Raw genomic sequence first — 19,597 nt, forward strand, 5'->3', positions numbered from 1 at the left:
TGCCTTCGATTGCAGCTTGATCTCCCAGTAGTTATCAGACCTGTTCTGGGAACAGGGCGTCGAGGGTGAGTTGGCTCCAGGTTTCCAGGTGCTCGCGTTCTTCGCGAAGTTGTTTCACGGACACGAACTGGCCCTCGGCGAGCTCGGGTTCGTTGCTGGTGACGAGCGGTTGCTCCAAGATAAATCGGTGGACGACTCCCAGGTGCACTCGGCCAACTTCGTTGCTGGGGTCGTAAAGCAATCCTTCACGTTGATCGACGTAAGGTGCTCCGATCGTCACTTCCTCTTCCAACTCACGACGCATACCGATCGTGTAGGGATCTTCTTCACCGCCTGCATCTTCCTGGCTGATGTGGCCACCAACGCCAATGCTGCGTTTGGCGTGCAAGCGTTTTTCACCGGAACCACCGCCCCGAGTGTACTGGAACCACTTGACGTCTCCGTCAGCTGGATCAGTCCACTGCATCACGACGTAAGGGATCAGCTGCTTGAAGCTGGGATCGAGCTCCATCGCACCTCGCGGACGATAGGACAATTCATCGCTGGCCAAAATGGGCTGCAAGAATCGGTCCACGTTGCGGTCAAACCCTTCCAACTTCCCGATCGATTCAATCAAGGTCGCGGGAATGACGAGGACGTGTTCTTCGGTGGTGGAGTTGGAGGACATTCTGCAATCGAAGTCGTGGACAGGCTGGCAAGTTCAGATCAATCGGCACCGCAATTTGGCGGCCTCTTGGTCGCCGGCAGTGTAACGAATTCTCAGGGGAGCGAATCCCGTCGAGGTCGACGATGCTGGCCAGCTAAACCGCTGACGTAGCGATTTCCATCGACGAAGAAACGCAGCGGCAACTCCTTGGATTGCGAAATTCCGATCCGCGAGGTGGCAGTGATCCGATTCCTCGGCACCTTGGCCCCGACGAACAGGCACCAGTTCGGGTCAGCAATCGGGTCCACGCGATCGGAACGGCGGTCGATCGCCAAGGAGTGACAAAGTCGTCCAGGCCCGGTGGTCAGCATCCTGCCATCGGAAACGTCCAACGAGCTCAAACCTCGATGTTCAATCATGCGTTCGATCCCCCACACCGGCTGGAGAGCCCGGATCAAAACCGCCGACCCGCGACCAATCGATTCAGTGACCAAATTCACGCAGTGCTTGGCGTGAATCGGATAGACATACAATGTGCTGGGCCGACCGAACATTGATGCGTTCCCAGGTTTCTCACCCCTCGCACTGTGACTCGCAGCATCGCGACTGGACAGGTAGGCTTCGGTCTCAACGATCCAACCACCAACCCAAACGCCCTCGATCCGTCGAGCGAACCCGCACCCCAACAATTGGCGAGCAACAACCGCCGGCCGACGATCGAAAAACTTCGACTGCAACGACTCCGTCGACTCCCAATCACGTTGCCGATCGCCGCCATCCTCATCGTCCTGCTTCAGCTTTGCATCATTCATCGAAACAAACCTATCGCGCGCGTTGGCTACTGCCCATTGATGGCGATCCGATTCCCAATGGAATGATGGCTGTTGATTCGGGCATAGTCACTTCAATCGGTTCGTTTCAAGACTCGCAGGTGGAAGGCGACCTGGTCGACCTAGGCGATGTGGCGATGATACCGGGACTGGTCAACGCTCACACGCACTTGGAATTCAGCGACCTCACCAATCCCGTGGGGCATCCAGGCATGGAACTCGCGGATTGGATTCGCGAAGTGATCAAGACTCGTGGGATGGTCGATACCGCGACTCGACAACAACACATTCTCAAGGGGCATGCGGAAGCGATTGCGTCTGGCACGCAGTTGATCGCTGACATCGTGACCACGCCACTCACAGCGATTCCGAGCAACACCATTGCGTTTGCGGAAGTGCTCGGGCTCAGTCGAGAACGAGGCGATGAGCGAATGACTCAGGCTGAACTTCATCTTCGCAACGCGGCCGCGAAAGATTTGCCAGACGATTCAGCCGCAATCAGCCCGCACGCTCCGTACTCGACTCCGTTGCCCTTGATCGAGCGATGCGTCCAACACGCGAAGCAATACAAAACGACACTTGCAATGCATGTGGCGGAGTCGCCCGCCGAACGGGAACTCCTGAGCCAAGGTAGCGGCCCGTTCGCCGAGTCATTGCGGGCGTTGGGATTGCCCGTTGAAAAGTACTTTCCGTGGCCTGCAGCCTCACCGCTGATTCAATTGATTGACACGCTTGCCAAAGCACCTCGTGCGTTGATCGTTCACGCGAACGACCTCAACGAAACTGAGATTCAGCACGTCGCAACCAAACGAAATTGCAGTGTTGTGTTTTGCCCACGAACGCACCACTTCTTCCAGCATTCCGAACACCCGGTTGCCAAACTGCAGGCCGCGGGCATCAACGTGGCACTCGGAACCGATTCTCGGGCCAGCAACCCGGACTTGAATCTTTGGCGTGAAGTCCAGTTCCTACTCAACCATCGCCAGGAGCTGGCTCCAGCGTCCGTTCTTGAAATGGCGACGCTCAATGGTGCCCATGCACTTGGACGCTCCGCCACAGATGGAAGCCTGAAGGTTGGAATGCCAGCCAACTTCATCACCGTGGCAACGAAAGCCGATCGTGCAGATCAGCTGTGGTCGGACTTCTCTTCGTCATCGTCAACCGCTCGCCCGGCACCCCAAAGCTGAACTGCGTCGTACAGAGCATGAGCGGTGATCGGGATCAACAGATTCCCGCTGACGATTAGCAGAGCCCCAAAGTACAAACCCATCAGAGCCGTGACAGCGATGTAAAGTTTTGTGATTGGGTGAAACATCCCAAACGCGAAAGAAGAAACCAGCCAAGCTGCTGTCAATTCCCAACCGCCAACGCGAGACCACCAAGCCATCAGGCCTTCTTCTGGCCAGGCGAATTCGGTGACCGAATTAGGCAAACTTCCTAGCCAGCCGCCATAGGCCCACCAACGTGACGGGGCTTCCAAATCGGGGGCGAGCGATGCGGCGTCTCCGGCCAACCAAGGCAGCAACCAACCGCGAAACAAGAGTTCCTCGCCAACACCTGCACACAGACTGATCGCAAACAGCTCCCAGCCGTTCAGACGCAACATCAACCCAATCATGGGATGGTCGCTGAGCTTGTCGAGTTCTTCGATCGCCGGATGCTTAACGCGTCGCAGCACGGCAATGAACAGCAGCAACGGAACGGTCGCAACGATGCCCAGCCCGATGCCGCCGATGACCGCGGACGAGGCGACTTCGCTCAGCGGCGGAACCAACTCGCGAGCACTGGGGCCGAGCAGATATCCAAGGACCAACGCCAAGGCACCCAACCCGGCTTCGACCGCGACCGCGGTTCGAAAAACATCGTCCGGGGTTTGTTCGTCATCCGCGTTGGTTTGCGTCACACGCCTCTCTCAGGATGGGCTTCGGTGTCGGTATGGATTGAACAGCAAGTAGTTCAAGTGGCGATACAAATCGCTTGAATTCAGCAACTCGGTGTGACGCCCCTCGCCGACCAAATTAGGTCCATTGAGCAACATCACCCGATCACATGAACGTAGCGTCTTCAGCCGGTGAGGCAACATGACCACCAACGAACCGGCGTCGGCCAATTCACGCAATGCATTCAGACACGGGTCTTCATTGACATGCTCGGTCGGGGCAGGGGGCTCTTTGGCGAGCACGATCGGAGGCCGGTGCAACATCGCACGGGCAATTCCAACCGCGTAGCGAACATCCGTGCCGAGCGAATCGGAATCTTCGGTCGCCCCCAAATTCGAACCGGGCTCAATGATCGTCTCCAAGCCCTCGGGCAGACGAGTGATTCGTTCGTAGATCCCAAGTCGCTCGAGCGTTTCGACCATGTCACGGTTGTCGACGCTGCGGTCGACTCCCGCCATCAAATTCTCACGTAACGAACCTTCCCAAAGCGGACCGTCGGGACCGATCCACATCACGTTCTTCGCGAGGGCCTGTGGGTGAACATCCAGTAGCGAGATGCCATCTATCTGGACTTTGCCACGATGCGGCCGACCAAACCCCATCAACAATTCGAGCAACGCCCGCGTTGAAACATCTTCGGTCCCCAAGAACGCCACCAGCGACTTTGGTTGCAGCGACAAACTCAGGTCTCGCAAGATCGGCTTGCCCGCCGAATCTTGTAGTGACACGTCTTCCATCGTCACGCAATCACGAAGACCGCCCAGTCCAACACGTTGTTCGCTGGGAGACGTTTCGCTGTTCGGCTGCAGATACAAGTAGACCGATTCGCACGCTTTACTACTGCGACGCAATTGACGATTCAGTTCGCTCAATCGAGCCGCAGCCAAAGCCGCACCGGTCAGCGACAAACCAAGCACCAGCGCCGACGGAAGGCTCAACCCTTGCTCGCCTTGCAGTGTGTTCAGGCCAAGCCCCAACAACATGACCGCGATCGCAACGCCGCCGGCCATCATCATCACCGGCCACAGACGACCTCGTCTCGCGTCGTCACCAGCGATCCGGCGATCGAGCGCTTCCAGCTCCGCTTCGTAGGCTTGATCAGCCAAACCACCGGCTTGCAAACGAGCCATCATGGGTGCGTCGCCAATCAATCCAATCAGACGATCGCGAATTTGAGGGATTTCGAAACGCGACAGCTCCAACCAGTCTGGGTTGCGAAGCTTGGCGTACAAACGCCACAGAGCAACGCCACTGATGACGGCAAGGATCGCCAGCCAAACGTTGACAAGCAATGCCAGTGTCACGCAGCCGATCAACATCAAAACACTGCGCGGGATGGATCGGTACCACAGCGAAAGACCTCGGCCGACTTCGGGTAGATGCCGACCGATGATCACGCGTGCTCGTTCGCGTTGGGCAGCGGCACCTTCGACTTCTGCGCGACGCAAGCTTTGCTTCAGCGTTCGCGAATGCAACATTTTGATGACGCGTCGGGACCGCGCATCGGCCGAGCGGCGATGCAACCAAACGGCGAAGCAAAAGATCACTGCGATCGCCAAGGACACACCCACAAGGCCGAACAACTGAACGACTTTGCTTTGCGCCAAAAACAGTTCTGGCAATGGAATCGACAGGTGAGTGCCCAGACGCAGTGGCGACTGCGTCAGCCCGTCACCTTCGTCCACCAGTGCGGCGATCACACCGAAGACCAGAACCAAGACCGGTATGATCAAACCAGCAACGGCAGCCCAAACCAAATGCAGGGGAGCCCCCGCCGCCTCGGGTTCGCGACGCGGTTGTTTCAGACTGGAAAAGCGATTCACTGTTGCGAGCCTCGTTGAAAACCTAGCCACCGTTCGTTTGTCATCCCGATCGCACTCGTTGCGATCGACGATCCGTCACGACCGGTCACTGTTCTTCCTGGAACGAGTTTCCAATGCAACAGATGTGGCAATCAAGCCAAATCGCGATCTTCAAACAACAACATCGCGACCATCCAAATGGCAATGACAAAGACCACAAGATAGTTGAATGCGGCAGCAAGGTAGATCAGGGGGATGGCATTTCCCGCATCCACCGCCGCCTGAACGTTGAATGAGTTCAGGTTGGGGACCACGACCGCTATCAATTTACCAACAAATCCGACCAGCTCGGTGTTTTCCCTGGCAGATGCGACCAGCGGACTGAGAAGGTTCCCGACAACATAAATTGCGAAACACGTGATGAAATTGGCCAGCAACGGCAATCGAGTCGCCAACGCCACGGCGATACCGCCGATCGCCATCGTTTCCATGAAGTACAGGCCCAAGATCGGAAGCGTCGTGATGATCTCTTCGTGACCGACTTGCCATGGCGGTTGTTGCTGGCTGGTCTCGCGAGCGTCATAGATCGGCTTGTAGGACATCACGACCAACAGGACCGCTGCCAAAATCACGAACAGCACCAACACGGACAACATGATTCCGGTGTACTTGCCCAAGATGAACGAACGTCGACTCACTGGTTTACTGAGCACGGTCAAAGCGGTCCGGCCGTCGATTTCGTCGCTGACCGAGGTGCCCGCACTCCAAACGGCGAGCAACATGCCCAGGACCATGATCATCGTCACGCCGCTGTCCTTCAACAAACGAATATCGTCGCCCAGCGTGTTGAACGGGAAGATCCCAAAGAGCAGCACCGCGAAGATCCCGATGGCCAACAACAACAGGTAAAGAGGCTGAGCCATCTCGTTTTTCGCAGTCGACAAAGCCAATGCCCACACCCGCGGTGCAGCCTGCCGCACGGCCATAAAACCGGTCAGCGTCAAAAACAATGCGACGGCCGAGAAGACGATCGACGAAGCTTGCGGAACCTGGGGCAAGTTCTTGAATGTGAAGACCACGCGAGCGGGGTCGATTTCTTGGTTGTAAATGTGCAGTTTGGACGGATCACCTGGAATCGGTGGCTGCTCTCGGTCCTGGTATTTGTAGGTGACTGCTTCGGTGCTGCCGGGGTTCAATTCGATGGGAGCACGGCTGAAGGCTTCCGCTTTGTCCGAATCAGCCAGGAAGACTTTCTTGTCGCTTTCGATCCGCAGTTCCGCGACGTTGCGAAAGTTGTAGGTGATCTCAGCAGGCAGGAACTCGGGGATGTCAGGATCCGACGAGGGATCGATCGTCGCGACTTCGACCACCGTTCCGTCTCCGACCAAATTGACCGCGGGCACGCTTTCCAAAATGGCCATTGGCTCTTCGACAAACGGCGTCGAGCCCAGACCGATGACAGCGAACAAGCCCAGCGTGCCCAAGATGTACGGGATGACACCTTCACCGAGAATCGACAACCACTCCGAACGAGTCCGATGCCACATTCCATAGATCAGGCCAAACCCGAGGATCATGCCCAGGGTCACCAATGGCAGGAACAGAAGCTGACCGTTCTCGCCGCCTTGTGGCACATAGAAGTAGCACAACAAACCGGAGAAGATCGCGCCGGCAACCAGCGACAACGTGACACCCCGTTTCGGGTCATCCGCCAGATTCCCAAGACCGGGAATGAACGACAGGGCACTCAAAATGCCGTGGATCACAGCGGTCACCAACGCACCGAGCAGCAACCCAATCGACAGCACCCAAATGGGCGTGACGAAGGCAGGCAACCACTTGCCAACCTGAGCGAGAGGTAGCAAACCCGATTCAACACCAGCAAAATCGGAGAAGAGTGAAATAGCGGACCCAGCAATCATGCTTGGCGACTCGTGTCGAGAAAAGTACGAAATGAACCTTCGGTCAGGCTGCTACGTGAGACCAGCCCGTTTGGTTTGCTACCAGGACGCGGATTCAAAGGATTTGTTTGCCCTGGCCAGTTTGCTTTTCTAAGCAATCGACCAGGTCCAACCGTTCCGTGAAAGCGGCTTCAGGAGTTGGAAGCGGACTCCGCACCGGGGGTCTTCTTCACCCCAACGCGAAAACCGCCGGTCGCCTTCAAATGCTCACGCAGTCTCGCCCGGCAATCCGCCGCGAATTGAGCGACTGTTTCGGTGCGATAGTCTGGGTAGCTCCATCGGTGATGGATCCAACGGCCACCAACATAGTTCAGAGTGACCTCGGCAAAGATCCCATCTCGCAGATAAATCCGGTGATCGCGGTCCTTGATCGTCGCCAGCACCAATTTGGCTTGGCTGACGTATCCCGGATCCAAATTCAGCGGCCTAGGCTCGGAGTGATTCGAAAGTGAAGCGTATTCAGCTTCCCACTCGTTGGTGAGGTTCTTCCAGTCCGCCAATCCGGCCGGATCCGCGAATTCTGCGATGCCGATCAGCTCCTTGGTCAAACCATCGCCCATTTCCGGTTGGTAAAACCCGCCCGCTTCGAAGGGACTGGGTGTGCCATTCTCACCGAGTTCACCCCAGCACTCCGCTAAACGCTGCTTTGCCCACTGACGAGCCTCCTCGTGCCGTGAAATCACGGCGCAGAAACGCACCACCGGCTCGATCAATCGGATTTCGCTCATTCAGTTCTCTTCCATCGCATGCAAACTCTTGTTTTCATTGGCCACTCGCACACGCAACTGACCGTCCGAATCTTGGGCGGGGCAGGGCAGGGGTGTCAATCGATCGAGCCTGACTCCCAAACGCGGACTACCGCAACCCGATGCGGTTGATATCCTGATCCACGAAACGAGCGTGATTTGCCGGAGATTTCTCCCGCATCCAGCCACAGCTTCCAACCTACATTCACCGGCACGAATCAACATGCATCCTTGGATCGCGGATCGAACGGCCTCCTTCGATAGCAGCGGAATCCGCAAAGTCTTTGACTTGGCGGCGAAACTGAAAGACCCGATCAATCTGTCGATCGGGCAACCCGACTTCGATGTCCCCGAGGAAATTCAAGACGCGACCGTCGATGCCATTCGATCTGGCAAAAACGCGTATTCGCCGACCCAGGGGATCGCTCCGCTGCGGGAAAAACTGCTGGCGGAGGTGAACGCCAAGTATCCCGGCCAAGATCGCGATGTGTTTGTCAGCAGTGGCACTTCGGGCGGTTTGGTCCTGTCGCTGCTGTCGATGATCAATCCGGGCGACGAAGTCATCTTCTTGGATCCCTATTTCGTCATGTACCCGGCGTTGGTCAGCCTGTGTGGCGGCGTTCCCGTGACGATCGATTCTTACCCGGACTTTCGTTTGGATCCGGCCAAGATCGAAGCCGCGATCACACCGAAGACCAAGATGATTCTGGTCAACAGCCCCGCCAATCCGACCGGCGTGACCGCATCGGAGCAAGACTTGCGCGACGTCGGCGAGCTAGCTGCGAAACACAACATCGCGTTGCTATCGGACGAGATTTACAGCCGCTTCTTCTACGATGGCGACTTCGCATCGCCGGCGGCGACCAACCCAGACACAATCGTGATCGACGGTTTCAGCAAGTCTCACGCGATGACCGGATGGCGAGTGGGTTACGTCCACGGGCCGCCCGAAATCATTGCGACGATGCTGAAAATCCAACAGTATTCGTTTGTTTGCTCGCCACAGCCCGCCCAGTGGGGTGCTCTGCGAGCGATGGAAATCTCGCTGGACGGCCACATCGACGATTACCGCCGAAAACGCGATTTCATGGTGGAACAACTGTCGCCACACTTCGAATTGACCAGCCCCGGCGGCGCGTTCTACCTGTTTCCCAAGGCCCCCGGCAACGAAGGCGGAACAGCATTCGTTGAACGCGCCATCGCCGATGGCCTGCTGATCATTCCTGGCAAGATCTTCAGCAGCCACGATTCTCATTTCCGAATCAGCTTCGCGGCGAGCGATGACACGCTGCGTCGCGGTGCCGAAAAGCTGATCAAGCTGGCTGGCGACAATCGCTGAACGATTTGTTAGCCTGCTGCGTTCCCAACGCAGAAATTTCCCACTTTCAAACATCCCTGATCGAGTTTTTGCATGTCCGCCGATCCGACCCAAAATCATCGTCTGGCCACCCGTGCTCTCCACGCTGGACAAGTTGCTGACCCAACAACCAAAAGCCGCGCGGTGCCGATCTACGCCACGACGAGCTATCAGTTTGACAGCACCGATCACGCGGCAGCCCTGTTCGGCTTGGCTGAGTTCGGCAACATCTACAGCCGATTGATGAACCCGACCGTCGATGTGTTGGAAAAACGCATCGCGGCGATGGACGGTGGTGCCACGGGATTGTGTTTCGCATCAGGACAAGCGGCCATCACGGCAGCGGTTTTAGCAATCGCTCACAGCGGTCAGAACATCGTCAGCAGCACCTCGCTGTATGGCGGAACCTGGACGCTGTTCACGCAGACTCTGAAGAACCTCGGCATCGAAGTTCGCTTCTTCGATCCGGATCACCCTGAGGAAATTCACGGACTGGTCGATGAAAACACGCGACTGGTCTACATGGAGAGCATCGGCAACCCAAGAAACGATGTTCCGGATTTCAAAGCCATCGCCGACGCGGCCCACTCAGCTCCTCACGGGGCGATCCCGGTCTTGTGCGACAACACCGTGATGACGCCTTACTTGCTGCGTCCGATCGAACACGGCATCGACATCGTGATCTACAGCACGACCAAATTTTTGGGCGGACACGGCACTCACATTGGTGGCTGCATCGTCGACAGCGGAAACTTCAAATGGGCCGACCAACCTGAAAAGTGGCCTGAGTTCTGCGGCCCCAGCCCTTCGTATCACGGTGCCGTTTTCGAAGAACACCTGCGTGGCATGGGCAACATTGCCTACAACGTCCACATCCGCACGCACTGGTTGCGTGACACGGGTGCAGCGATGAGTCCTTTCGCCGCGTTCCTATTCCTTCAAGGAATCGAAACTCTTCACCTTCGCATGCCGCGTCACTGCGAGAATGCGATGAAAGTCGCTGAGTTCCTCGAAGCTCACGACGCGGTCGAGTGGGTGAACTACCCCGGACTGAAGTCGCACTCTCACAACGCGATGGCCGAGAAATTCCTGACCAACGGCAAGGGTGCCATCCTTGGCTTCGGTATCAAAGGCGGCATGGAAGCAGGCAAGAAATTCATCAACGCTTGCCAACTGTGTTCGCATCTGGCCAACATCGGCGACGCCAAGACACTGGTCATTCACCCCGCCAGCACCACGCACCAACAGCTCGCCGAAGATGAGCAACGTCGCGCGGGAGTCAGCCCCGAGTACGTCCGCGTCTCGGTCGGGATCGAAGACATCGATGACATCCTCGATGACCTGAAACAGGCTCTTGCTGTTGCAACCGCGTAACCCAACCGGAAATCGAAACGCCGCTTCCGAATCCTTGGATCTCCCGCGAAAATTCTTCTGGGGGATCCGTTTGGGAAACGCCGTTCGAAAGCAAAGCTTCCATGGGTGAGCCTTCCAATGAGGACCTGTCCAGCACCGACGATGTGCGGACCGACGCTCCCTTGGCGCACGCCAAGTACGTCACGTTTGATCAACCGCTGCCTCTCGAGCGTGGCGGCGAACTTCCCGAAGTTCGGTGCTGCTACGAGACTTGGGGCACGCTGAACGACGATGCATCCAATGCCGTGCTGGTCTGCCACGCGGTTTCGGGTGACTCTCACGCTGCTCGTCACGACGCGGGCGATCAACCGGGTTGGTGGGACGGCTTGATCGGCCCCGGATTGCCCATCGACACCGATCGACTGTTTGTGGTTTGCCCCAACGTCCTGGGTGGCTGTCGCGGTAGCACCGGCCCCGGCGATGCGGATCCGACCTCAACCGACGGCAAACCCTACGGTGCCAACTTTCCACGGATCACCATCGGTGACGTCGTGGAAGTTCAGAAGCGACTGGCGGACCACCTTGGAATCAAACGATGGCGAGCGGTTGTCGGCGGATCGCTGGGCGGTCACCAAGTGTTACAGTGGATCAATCGCTATCCCGACGCGGCCAAAACCTGCATCGCCATCGCGACCTCGCCTCGACTGAACAGCCAAGCGTTGGGGTTTGATGTCATTGCTCGAAACGCGATTCAAACGGACCCGCACTTTGCGGGAGGGCAGTACTACGACCAAGACCAACGTCCTGACACTGGATTGGCCATCGCGAGGATGCTCGGCCATATCACTTATCTTTCGGTCGAAGCGATGGAGGCCAAGTTCGATCCGGACCGCCACGATCCACGACAGATCGCTTCGCAATTCGAACAACGATTCAGCATCGGATCATACCTGGCACACCAAGGCCAAAAGTTCACGACTCGCTTCGATGCGAACAGCTATGTGACCCTGTCGATGGCGATGGACCTGTTTGATCTTGGCGGCACACGTTTGAAGTTAATGGAAACGTTTGACGAAGCGACTTGCGATTTCCTGCTGGTCAGCTTCAGCAGCGATTGGTTGTTCCCGCCGGCTCAATCCCGTGAAGTCGTCAACGCACTGACCGCCCTGGACAAGCGTGTGACCTACGCTGAAATCACCACCAACGCTGGTCACGATGCGTTCCTGATCGCGAAAGACATTGCGACGTACGGTCCCTTGGTCCGCGAACGATTGCGAGACACAGAAACTCATCCAGCGGTCCCTTCCGATATCGCTCTCAATGTGGATGAGGAATCGATCCTGGACATCATCCCGGCGGGATCCAGTGTGCTCGACCTTGGCTGCGGCAACGGACAACTGCTCGCCGCGATTCGAGATCGATGCCGAGACTCTGGTCTCGTTGCGACAGAGCACCGCTTGATGGGAGTCGAGGTCGCTCAAGAGAATCTTCTTGCGACCGCGATGCGTGGCATCGACGTGATCGACTACGACCTCAACCATGGATTGCCTGCTTTCATCGACAACCAATTCGACTACGTCATTCTCAACGCGACATTGCAGGCGGTCGAGAACGTGGAGGAACTGCTGGGCGAGATGCTACGAGTCGGTCGACACGCGATCATCAGCTTTCCCAACTTTGCCTATCGCCAACTCAGAGATCACTACGTGACACATGGGCGATCGCCGAAAGCACCCGGCGAGTTTGACTTCGATTGGCACAACACGCCGAATCGTCGCTTCCCCACAATTGCCGACGTCCGGGACCTGCTGGGTCAACTGAACGTCGTGATCGATCAGGAAGTCTTCTGGGACGTTGATCAGGGCCAACGCATTGACCCTGACAACGATCCCAACTTGAATGCCGATACAGCGGTGATTGTTTTTCACCGCAAAGATCAGTAGGTCGGGGCGACCAACGCCGCCCCGACAGAACATCAATCAGAATTCTGTATTGATGACTTCTCGTGCGGCTCGAGTGCCTAAGGCACCCCAAACACCAAACGGTGATTTCGAACCAGGCGCCAAGAATCCGCCACCTTCACGAACCTGAGCGCTGTTGCTGTTCCCGGCTTCGATCGAATCAGTGATGAACTTCACGGCACCGTCGCACATCAGCACGTGGACACCGCCTTGGTGACGACTGCTGGGCGTGACATCGCCTTCACGTTCTTGGTTGCCTTGAAAGCACAACTCATCGTTGGGTGCCAAGACCGTGACGAACCCGGTGTACAACGGACGAGCAAGAGCCCATTTGAAACCGCGACGCTGTTCGGCGTCACCGGTGAAAGGAGTTCCACCGTCGTTGCGCCAAAACTGAGGCCGCTCCGCATCGATGTATTGTCGACATGACAACGCATTGTTCTCACGCCACACTTCGTCGGGACTGTCGACCGCGTGAGTACGAACGTCGTAGTCGCCCAAGTCAGTGATGATCTCGCCCATTCCGATCGTGTTGGACAATCCATCCAAGATATCGCGGAATTTGGTTTGCGTTCGAGGAACGAAGGCACCGCGACATGCGCTTTGCTGGTAGACACGCAAGCCTCGGCTGGTGCCGTTGTCATTCGTGTCACCAACATCACACAACGTCCCCGAGTCACCCAAGCAAACGGCGTAGTTGGTTCGACCGTGAGCAGGCAGCCCCACACCGGGATCGCTGGGGCAACGGAAACTTGGAATGTTGGTCAACCAAGGGTCGTATGGGATCGCGGCATGGTCGGCCAATTGGCGGTTTGGCCAAGGGCCCATCGCCTGAAAACCAGTGTCGGTGGGATTACTGATGACTTCCCACAAACCTTGCTGTTCGATGAATGGCAACATGCCAACCAAAACCGACAAGTCAGACCGATTGCCACCAGGCGGATTAATACCTGTGTCCGGCGGATACTGGGTGTAGGTTCCGGAACCATGTTTCGGCATCGCGTTGTATGCCGAATGGTAGTTGTGCATTGCCAAGCCGAGCTGCTTGAAATTGTTGCTGCAACTCATTCGGCGAGCGGCTTCACGAGCAGCTTGAACCGCCGGCAAAAGCAAACCCACCAGAACGCCAATGATGGCGATCACCACCAGCAACTCCACCAACGTGAAGCCCTGGCGTTTTCTTTGAGAACTCATTGAAAAACACCTTGATTAGAAAAATCACCGGTGCGGCACTGCAAGCCGCAATCGATGGAGAAGGAAGATTACGGATTCTTTGGGTCCGACGCTGGAGCGTCGTCTTTGGGTTCTTTCAGCTCTGGGTTGTCGTCCAAAAACTGCGTCAGCTCATCGGTCGGGGTCGCTTCGGGCTCCGATGAACCTGTGCAACCACTGATTGAAGCGATCCCAACCACTGCGGCCAAGCTGACCGATTTAAAATGACAAAACTTCACAAACACAACTCCATAGATTTACATCGCAAAATGCAATGATTGACCACTAAAAAATCTCGTTCTTTCTGGGCCGCTTCGCGACCGAACGACTCTGGTCAGCGCGTGATGAGCACTCGCTAAAAGAGAACACAGAGCAAGAATCATGCTCAATTGACTGCTTAAGTCAATCGATTTTCACCTTAGCTTCACGATATGTCGCATTTAATTGACATTTTCACACCGGCTGCTCGCGTGAATTACAAGCGAACTCGAGCGATAGCGATGGTTCAGAAAGGCGAACGAACGAGACGTTCGCCGCAAAAAACGCCATGCCAATCCAAACAGACCGGGCACTAACCCCTCCCTTAATGGCTATCCATGCATCATTAAACGCCATCAAAGAGCGACCAATTAGCTTAGTGTCTCCCAGCCTGTTTGGCGGCGACTAGAGCCAGGTTCAAGTTTTGTCGGCGATCAGAATGACTCGATCACCGATCTTGACCGGAACGCCTGTCACGGAGACTTCATCACCTTCGCTGATGTTTTTCTCGTCCGACTCGAGCCCCATGTCCACGGTTAGCATCTTGCCGCTCTTCGTTTTCAGTTTGACGACGCGGTGCTTTTCACCTCGGACCGTGGCGGCTTTGGTCGACTCAACGACGCCGCTGTACTGACTGCCGGATCGCTCAACCTTGTACATCCCGTGTTTTGGCAAATCGACTGCTGTCGCCACTAACACTTCTTTCTCGCCTCGTTTGACCATCGGCCCGAAAAACGTGGCTTTGTCGTCCTTGAAAATCTGCAACCCGGTCGCGTGCCCTCCGAGGTCGATCCAGACATCTTTGCCGTCTTGCGATTTGACCTGCATCATCAACGAGTACTCGTTGCCTCGCTGGACGGTTTTTCGATCGCGAATCGTGCCCGTCACTTCGCGTCGTTTCCCGCTCAAACCATCTTTCACCGACTGAGCGATCTTCGAAGGAGGAACTGCGTTTTTGGATGTGCTGCCCAGTTCCGAGTAGTCGTAGTTTTCGTACATGCCGTCACCGTCTTTGTCGTCATAGGTGACGTACGCATCGCTCAAGTGGTCACCGTCGCTGTCGATGTACCGAGTCGATCGCTCATACGTCCCGTCTTCATCGCGATCCTCGTACGACACATAACTTTCGTTGTAGTCCTCGCCATAAAAGGTGTCGGCGGGAATGATCAGTTGGTCGTTGTCTGAATCTCCGCTGGTGCGAGCATCTTCATACGAGAACACTTCGTCGTCCCAGCGTCCGATCGCCTCGTCGGTCGGGTTGTAGTCGTTGCCGTCGAACCATTCCGAGACGTCGTACCAAGCGTCGTCTTCGACTTTGCTGCCGCGGTCCTCCGGATCAAAGTCACCAGTCTGGGCCATGGCCACCGGAGTGCATGCCACCGGAAATGAAACGGCAGCGGTCGCGACCAATGAGCGAAGAAGTCGTTGTCGGCGATGAAGGAAAGTCATGGGGATGAGCCTTTCGTTTGAGTGGAAACAGCCCCGCATTCGACGGGGCGAGAGTCAATTCACTCACAAAAGAGGCAAAATGCGCGCCACCCAGCCCGTTCGCTTGAATTGGCTCGCCGACTCGGAGAGATCACTCGATCCCACTCCACGGCGGTCGCTCAACGATCATCCCCATCGCCCAATTCCCCTCGAAACCCATCTCCAAAAGTCTGCTTCGCATCGGCATCCCTCATCAAATCATTAAAACAGACGGTTTGCCGTGAGCTGAAACGATCGGTAGACTCCGGCGATCACGCCTTTTTTGTCGCTAACAAGAGATTGCGAGCATGAGCTTTGGTGCCGGTGCAGACACGCAATTCGATACGATGCGCGGTCGCGAATTTCCCGCGATTCGTCAATTCACGATCTTCCTCGAAAACCGAGTCGGGCAATTGCTCGAAGTCGTTCGCCGTTTCGAAGGGACCGGAATTCGAATCGTGGCGTTGTCGATCAACGACGCGGCAGAATGTGCGTTCGTTCGGTTCTTGATCAGCGATGCAGACCGCGGTCGTGAAATTCTGGAACGAGCCGGGCTGGCGATCATCGAATCCGATTTGGTCGGAGTCGAACTGCCCGAGGGCCCGCAACCACCGCTCAGAGTTTGCACCGCACTTCTGCAGGCCGAACTCAACATCATCCAGGCCTACCCGTTGTTCATGCGTCCACACGGCAAACCCGCCGTTGCGATCATGGTCGAGAACATCGACCTGGCGATGAAAACGTTGACTGAAAAAGGCTTTCGCATCATCACCGAAGATGACTTGGATGCGGACAACCTTCCGCCACAAGATATCTACTGAGTCGAATCGCCCTCTCAGGCCAAACCGCACGATGGTTGATCACTCCGTACGATGGCCTTCCAAGGCCGTCGAAACCTATGCTGGCGACTTCCAACGGCCATCTGAATCAGGTTCGGCGACCTTGGAAGGCCATCGTACATCTCGTCCAACCGCCGCCTTCGTGATTTCCCTTCATGAGTGAACTGCCTCCCTACGACTCGTTCTTGCTGGTTTCCTTCGGTGGCCCGGAGGGACAAGACGACGTGATGCCGTTTCTCGAAAACGTGTTGCGAGGAAAAAACGTGCCGCGTGAGCGCATGTTGGAAGTTGCCGAACACTACAAACACTTTGGCGGTGTCAGCCCGATCAACCAGCAAAACCGTCAGCTCATCGCGGCATTGCAAAAACGATTTGACGCCAACGGAATCGACTTGCCGATCTATTGGGGCAATCGGAACTGGGATCCATACTTTGCCAACACGCTTCGCCAAATGAAGTCGGATGGCAAGAAGCGATCGCTGGCGTTTTTCACCAGCATGTTCAGCAGCTACAGCGGATGTCGCCAGTACCGCGAAAACATCATCCAGGCTCGCGAAGAAGTCGGCGAGGGAGCTCCTTTGGTTGAGAAGGTCCGCATGGGGTTCAACCACCCGGGATTCATCTCGGCGATGGCGGACAACGTTTCCAAGGCGGCCCAGACAATCGGTGCGTCGCCCGCGGAAACCAAGGTGTTGTTCACCGCCCACAGCATTCCAATGGGAATGGCTGACAACTGTGATTACGAAAAGCAGCTTCAAGAATCCTGTCGCTTGGTTGCGGACGCCAGCGGCGCGACGGATTGGGAATTGGTGTACCAAAGTCGCAGCGGCCCACCGTCGCAGCCTTGGTTGGAACCCGATGTTCTGGACGCGATCGCCGAAATGGATGACGCGAAAAAGCTGGGCTCGTTGGTAATTTTGCCGATTGGTTTTGTCAGCGACCACATGGAAGTGCTGTTTGACTTGGACGAGGAAGCGGCCCAGCTTTGCCAGGAACGTGGCATCAAGATGGCGCGGGCCTCATCGGCGGGCACCCACCCTGATTTCGTCGAAATGATCTGCGGTTTGGTCCGGGAACGGCTGGGTATTTCGAGCGAAAAACCCGCTTTGGGCGACCTGGGTGCCTGGCACGACGTCTGCCCGCAGGATTGCTGCCTGTACACGCCTCGCAGGCCTCCGATGACCGGTGGGCGACCGGTTCAAGCCAATTGATGCGGCGGCTAGAATCAGCGACGAACCATCTAGGCAGGTAAGCAGGAACGATTGGGAATGCCCCGTCAATTGATTGGGCATGACCCGCGTGAGCCGATTGGGCATTTGCCCGGTTGCACGAGGGGACCGTGGCTCACGCCAAACGGCTCCTTTGTCCAAAGCCCCTTGCCTGGCTGCTTCGATTTCCGCCACGCCGACTTCGTTTTCATTTCCACGAAGCAGCGTTCCAGTCCTTTTTTCGATCCTTCGTGAGCACCATGCCCCGACTCGCCCACCAAGTCTTTTTCACGACCAAAGACCGCAGCGACGAAACTATCAACGCGTTGTTGGACGATTGCCAAACCTACTTGAACGACCATCCTGGTTTGATCGGCTTCGCCGTGGGACGCTGCGAGCCCGATTACGATCGCCCGGTCAACATGGACTTTGATGTGGTTCTGCACACGGTCTTTGAAAACCGAGCCGCCCACGATGTCTACCAAACGGCACCTCGCCACCTAGAATTCATCGAACGTCAAAAACCCAATTGGGCCGAAGTTCGCGTGTTCGATTCCAACCTTCGCGACTGAGTTCTTCCCACTCAGTTCGTTCAGCATTCACCACCACTTTTCACTCTTTTTAAAAAGCAAGCATCACCATGAGTGTTTTGGTCACCCAAAAAGCCCCTGACTTCACCGCCACCGCTGTCATGCCCGACGGCACGTTCAAAGACGACTTCAAGTTGTCTGACTACGAGGGCAAATACGTCCTGCTGTTCTTCTGGCCACTCGACTTCACATTCGTTTGCCCGACGGAAATCATCGCGTTCAGCGACCGTGCCAAAGACTTCGAAACCCTCGGTGTGAACATCATCGGCGTTTCGATCGACAGCCATTTCACGCACTTGGCCTGGACCAACACGGCTCGCAACGAAGGCGGAATCGGCAAGACCGAGTACCCATTGGTTGCCGATTTGAACAAGCAAATTTCGCGTGACTACGACGTGCTGCTCGATGGCGGCGTCGCTCTGCGTGGTTTGTTCTTGATCGACCAAGAAGGCGTTGTGCGTCACCAAGTCGTCAACGACTTGCCACTCGGCCGCAGCGTCGATGAAGCGTTGCGAATGGTCAAAGCCCTTCAGTACTTCGAAACCAACGGTGAAGTCTGCCCGGCCAACTGGCAGGAAGGCTCCCGTACAATCAAAGCCGACGTCGAAGGCAGCAAAGAGTTCTTTGGCGCCGAATACAAAAGCTAAGAAAGCAACCGAGCACCTCCCATGTGGCAATTTCAAGATTTCGCGGCACCGACTCCAGGCTCCGCTTGTGACCAGAACGCTGGCCAGTGCTACACCGCGCACTGGAACGCGGACGGTCATGACTGGGTTTGCCACACCGCGGGTGGTTCAAAGGGGATCAGCCTCGGCGATCCCGATGGTTCGCTGCACGTGAACTTGTTGCCCGTTGGCGATGACACGCTTCCCGTCGCGACGGAGCAATCCGTTCGCGGCGACGTTTGGAACGTGACGCTCCCGCAAGGCGACAATCAATACTCGCTTCGCTTGGCTCTCCGCGTGATCGAAGCGACTGAAACACGATTGGTGATCGAACCCACGCTTTCGATTCAAACGCTTTTGCTCGACACACACCCCACCTTGGACCTCACTGCCTTGGGTGATTGTGGCGTGATATTCGACGAAGGCGACACGCTGGGTGACGGCAGCCCACCGATTTCGACCGTCCAATTGCATGGCGAAACGGGATCGGTTGCCGTTCTCTTGGCACCCACTGACGCTCCCTTCACGACCGATTTGCGTCGCGAAGGGCATCTTCAACTGCGTTTGTTTGGCGAATTCCTTGAAAAAGGTGTGATCCGCAAGGCTCGCCCCTGGATCGTGCTGGATCGTTCCAAACAGGGCGTTTCTGAGTCAGAACTTCAGGCGTATCTGAAACGATTGTGCGAAACGCCGCTGCCTTTGACGGCATAAGCCAGCGTTTTTGGGCCTCCGGGCTCGCTCGTGCATTGAGTTTGGCTTTTC

Annotated in this window: 18 protein-coding genes; 9 read left to right on the forward strand and 9 right to left on the reverse strand. The window is 56.4% G+C overall.

Annotated elements, in window-relative coordinates:
- Positions 1–34: 34 nt before the first annotated feature.
- Together CEE69_RS10655 and CEE69_RS10660 are read right to left on the reverse strand one after the other, a co-directional pair.
- Entirely contained in the window at positions 35–667 is a 633-nt protein-coding gene (locus CEE69_RS10655; RefSeq protein WP_099260636.1) for a phosphoesterase, read from the reverse strand.
- Positions 668–759: 92 nt separating this feature from the next.
- Complete coding sequence (locus CEE69_RS10660; RefSeq protein WP_099260748.1) at positions 760–1,458, reverse strand: DNA-3-methyladenine glycosylase; 699 nt, start codon at positions 1,456–1,458, stop codon at positions 760–762.
- A gap of 62 nt (positions 1,459–1,520) precedes the next feature.
- Here CEE69_RS10660 and CEE69_RS10665 point away from each other — a divergent pair, with 62 nt between their 5' ends.
- Positions 1,521–2,663, forward strand: coding sequence for an amidohydrolase family protein (locus CEE69_RS10665; protein WP_199169846.1), 1,143 nt, complete (start codon positions 1,521–1,523; stop codon positions 2,661–2,663).
- Here CEE69_RS10665 and CEE69_RS10670 read toward each other — a convergent pair.
- The 4 genes from CEE69_RS10670 to CEE69_RS10685 form a co-directional block, all read right to left on the reverse strand.
- Positions 2,603–3,379 (reverse strand): CPBP family intramembrane glutamic endopeptidase, encoded by a 777-nt coding sequence (locus tag CEE69_RS10670; protein ID WP_099260637.1) that lies wholly within the window; start codon positions 3,377–3,379, stop codon positions 2,603–2,605. The two genes, CEE69_RS10665 and CEE69_RS10670, sit on opposite strands and share 61 nt — an antisense overlap.
- A gap of 9 nt (positions 3,380–3,388) precedes the next feature.
- Positions 3,389–5,239, reverse strand: a complete 1,851-nt coding sequence (locus CEE69_RS10675) for an ATP-binding cassette domain-containing protein (protein ID WP_099260638.1) — start codon at positions 5,237–5,239, stop codon at positions 3,389–3,391.
- A 131-nt stretch (positions 5,240–5,370) separates the two neighbouring features.
- Positions 5,371–7,140, reverse strand: coding sequence for an ABC transporter permease subunit (locus tag CEE69_RS10680; RefSeq protein WP_099260639.1), 1,770 nt, complete (start codon positions 7,138–7,140; stop codon positions 5,371–5,373).
- Positions 7,141–7,310: 170 nt separating this feature from the next.
- Positions 7,311–7,907: a DUF4416 family protein gene (locus CEE69_RS10685; RefSeq protein ID WP_099260640.1), complete on the reverse strand. Its 597-nt coding sequence runs from the start codon at positions 7,905–7,907 to the stop codon at positions 7,311–7,313.
- Between the two features lie 241 nt (positions 7,908–8,148).
- On the opposite strand from CEE69_RS10685, the gene CEE69_RS10695 reads away from it, so the two are divergent.
- From CEE69_RS10695 to metX, 3 genes are all read left to right on the forward strand, one after another.
- Positions 8,149–9,264 carry a pyridoxal phosphate-dependent aminotransferase gene (locus CEE69_RS10695; protein WP_099260642.1) on the forward strand — a complete coding sequence of 372 codons (1,116 nt, stop codon included), beginning with the start codon at positions 8,149–8,151 and terminating at the stop codon, positions 9,262–9,264.
- A 72-nt stretch (positions 9,265–9,336) separates the two neighbouring features.
- Positions 9,337–10,656 carry an O-acetylhomoserine aminocarboxypropyltransferase/cysteine synthase family protein gene (locus tag CEE69_RS10700; RefSeq protein ID WP_099260643.1) on the forward strand — a complete coding sequence of 440 codons (1,320 nt, stop codon included), beginning with the start codon at positions 9,337–9,339 and terminating at the stop codon, positions 10,654–10,656.
- A 101-nt stretch (positions 10,657–10,757) separates the two neighbouring features.
- Positions 10,758–12,578, forward strand: coding sequence for a homoserine O-acetyltransferase MetX (gene metX, locus CEE69_RS10705; protein WP_099260644.1), 1,821 nt, complete (start codon positions 10,758–10,760; stop codon positions 12,576–12,578).
- A gap of 36 nt (positions 12,579–12,614) precedes the next feature.
- On the opposite strand, the gene CEE69_RS10710 is transcribed toward metX, so the two are convergent.
- The 3 genes from CEE69_RS10710 to CEE69_RS10720 form a co-directional block, all read right to left on the reverse strand.
- Positions 12,615–13,790: a DUF1559 domain-containing protein gene (locus CEE69_RS10710; protein ID WP_099260645.1), complete on the reverse strand. Its 1,176-nt coding sequence runs from the start codon at positions 13,788–13,790 to the stop codon at positions 12,615–12,617.
- 68 nt (positions 13,791–13,858) lie between these two features.
- Positions 13,859–14,047 carry a hypothetical protein gene (locus CEE69_RS10715; RefSeq protein WP_233215122.1) on the reverse strand — a complete coding sequence of 63 codons (189 nt, stop codon included), beginning with the start codon at positions 14,045–14,047 and terminating at the stop codon, positions 13,859–13,861.
- Positions 14,048–14,483: 436 nt separating this feature from the next.
- Positions 14,484–15,515 (reverse strand): hypothetical protein, encoded by a 1,032-nt coding sequence (locus tag CEE69_RS10720; protein ID WP_099260647.1) that lies wholly within the window; start codon positions 15,513–15,515, stop codon positions 14,484–14,486.
- A gap of 326 nt (positions 15,516–15,841) precedes the next feature.
- Here CEE69_RS10720 and CEE69_RS10725 point away from each other — a divergent pair, with 326 nt between their 5' ends.
- The 5 genes from CEE69_RS10725 to CEE69_RS10745 all read left to right on the forward strand — a co-directional run bounded on the left by CEE69_RS10725 (position 15,842) and on the right by CEE69_RS10745 (position 19,546).
- Positions 15,842–16,354, forward strand: a complete 513-nt coding sequence (locus CEE69_RS10725) for an acetolactate synthase (RefSeq protein ID WP_099260648.1) — start codon at positions 15,842–15,844, stop codon at positions 16,352–16,354.
- A 173-nt stretch (positions 16,355–16,527) separates the two neighbouring features.
- Positions 16,528–17,583 (forward strand): ferrochelatase, encoded by a 1,056-nt coding sequence (locus tag CEE69_RS10730; RefSeq protein WP_099260649.1) that lies wholly within the window; start codon positions 16,528–16,530, stop codon positions 17,581–17,583.
- Positions 17,584–17,840: 257 nt separating this feature from the next.
- Positions 17,841–18,152 carry a Dabb family protein gene (locus tag CEE69_RS10735; RefSeq protein WP_099260750.1) on the forward strand — a complete coding sequence of 104 codons (312 nt, stop codon included), beginning with the start codon at positions 17,841–17,843 and terminating at the stop codon, positions 18,150–18,152.
- Between the two features lie 68 nt (positions 18,153–18,220).
- Positions 18,221–18,817: a peroxiredoxin gene (locus CEE69_RS10740; protein WP_099260650.1), complete on the forward strand. Its 597-nt coding sequence runs from the start codon at positions 18,221–18,223 to the stop codon at positions 18,815–18,817.
- Between the two features lie 21 nt (positions 18,818–18,838).
- Entirely contained in the window at positions 18,839–19,546 is a 708-nt protein-coding gene (locus CEE69_RS10745) for a hypothetical protein (RefSeq protein WP_099260651.1), read from the forward strand.
- The last annotated feature ends 51 nt before the right edge of the window (positions 19,547–19,597 follow it).

Origin of the sequence: Rhodopirellula bahusiensis (assembly GCF_002727185.1) — a bacterium.
GTDB classification, from domain to species: Bacteria; Planctomycetota; Planctomycetia; order Pirellulales; family Pirellulaceae; genus Rhodopirellula; species Rhodopirellula bahusiensis.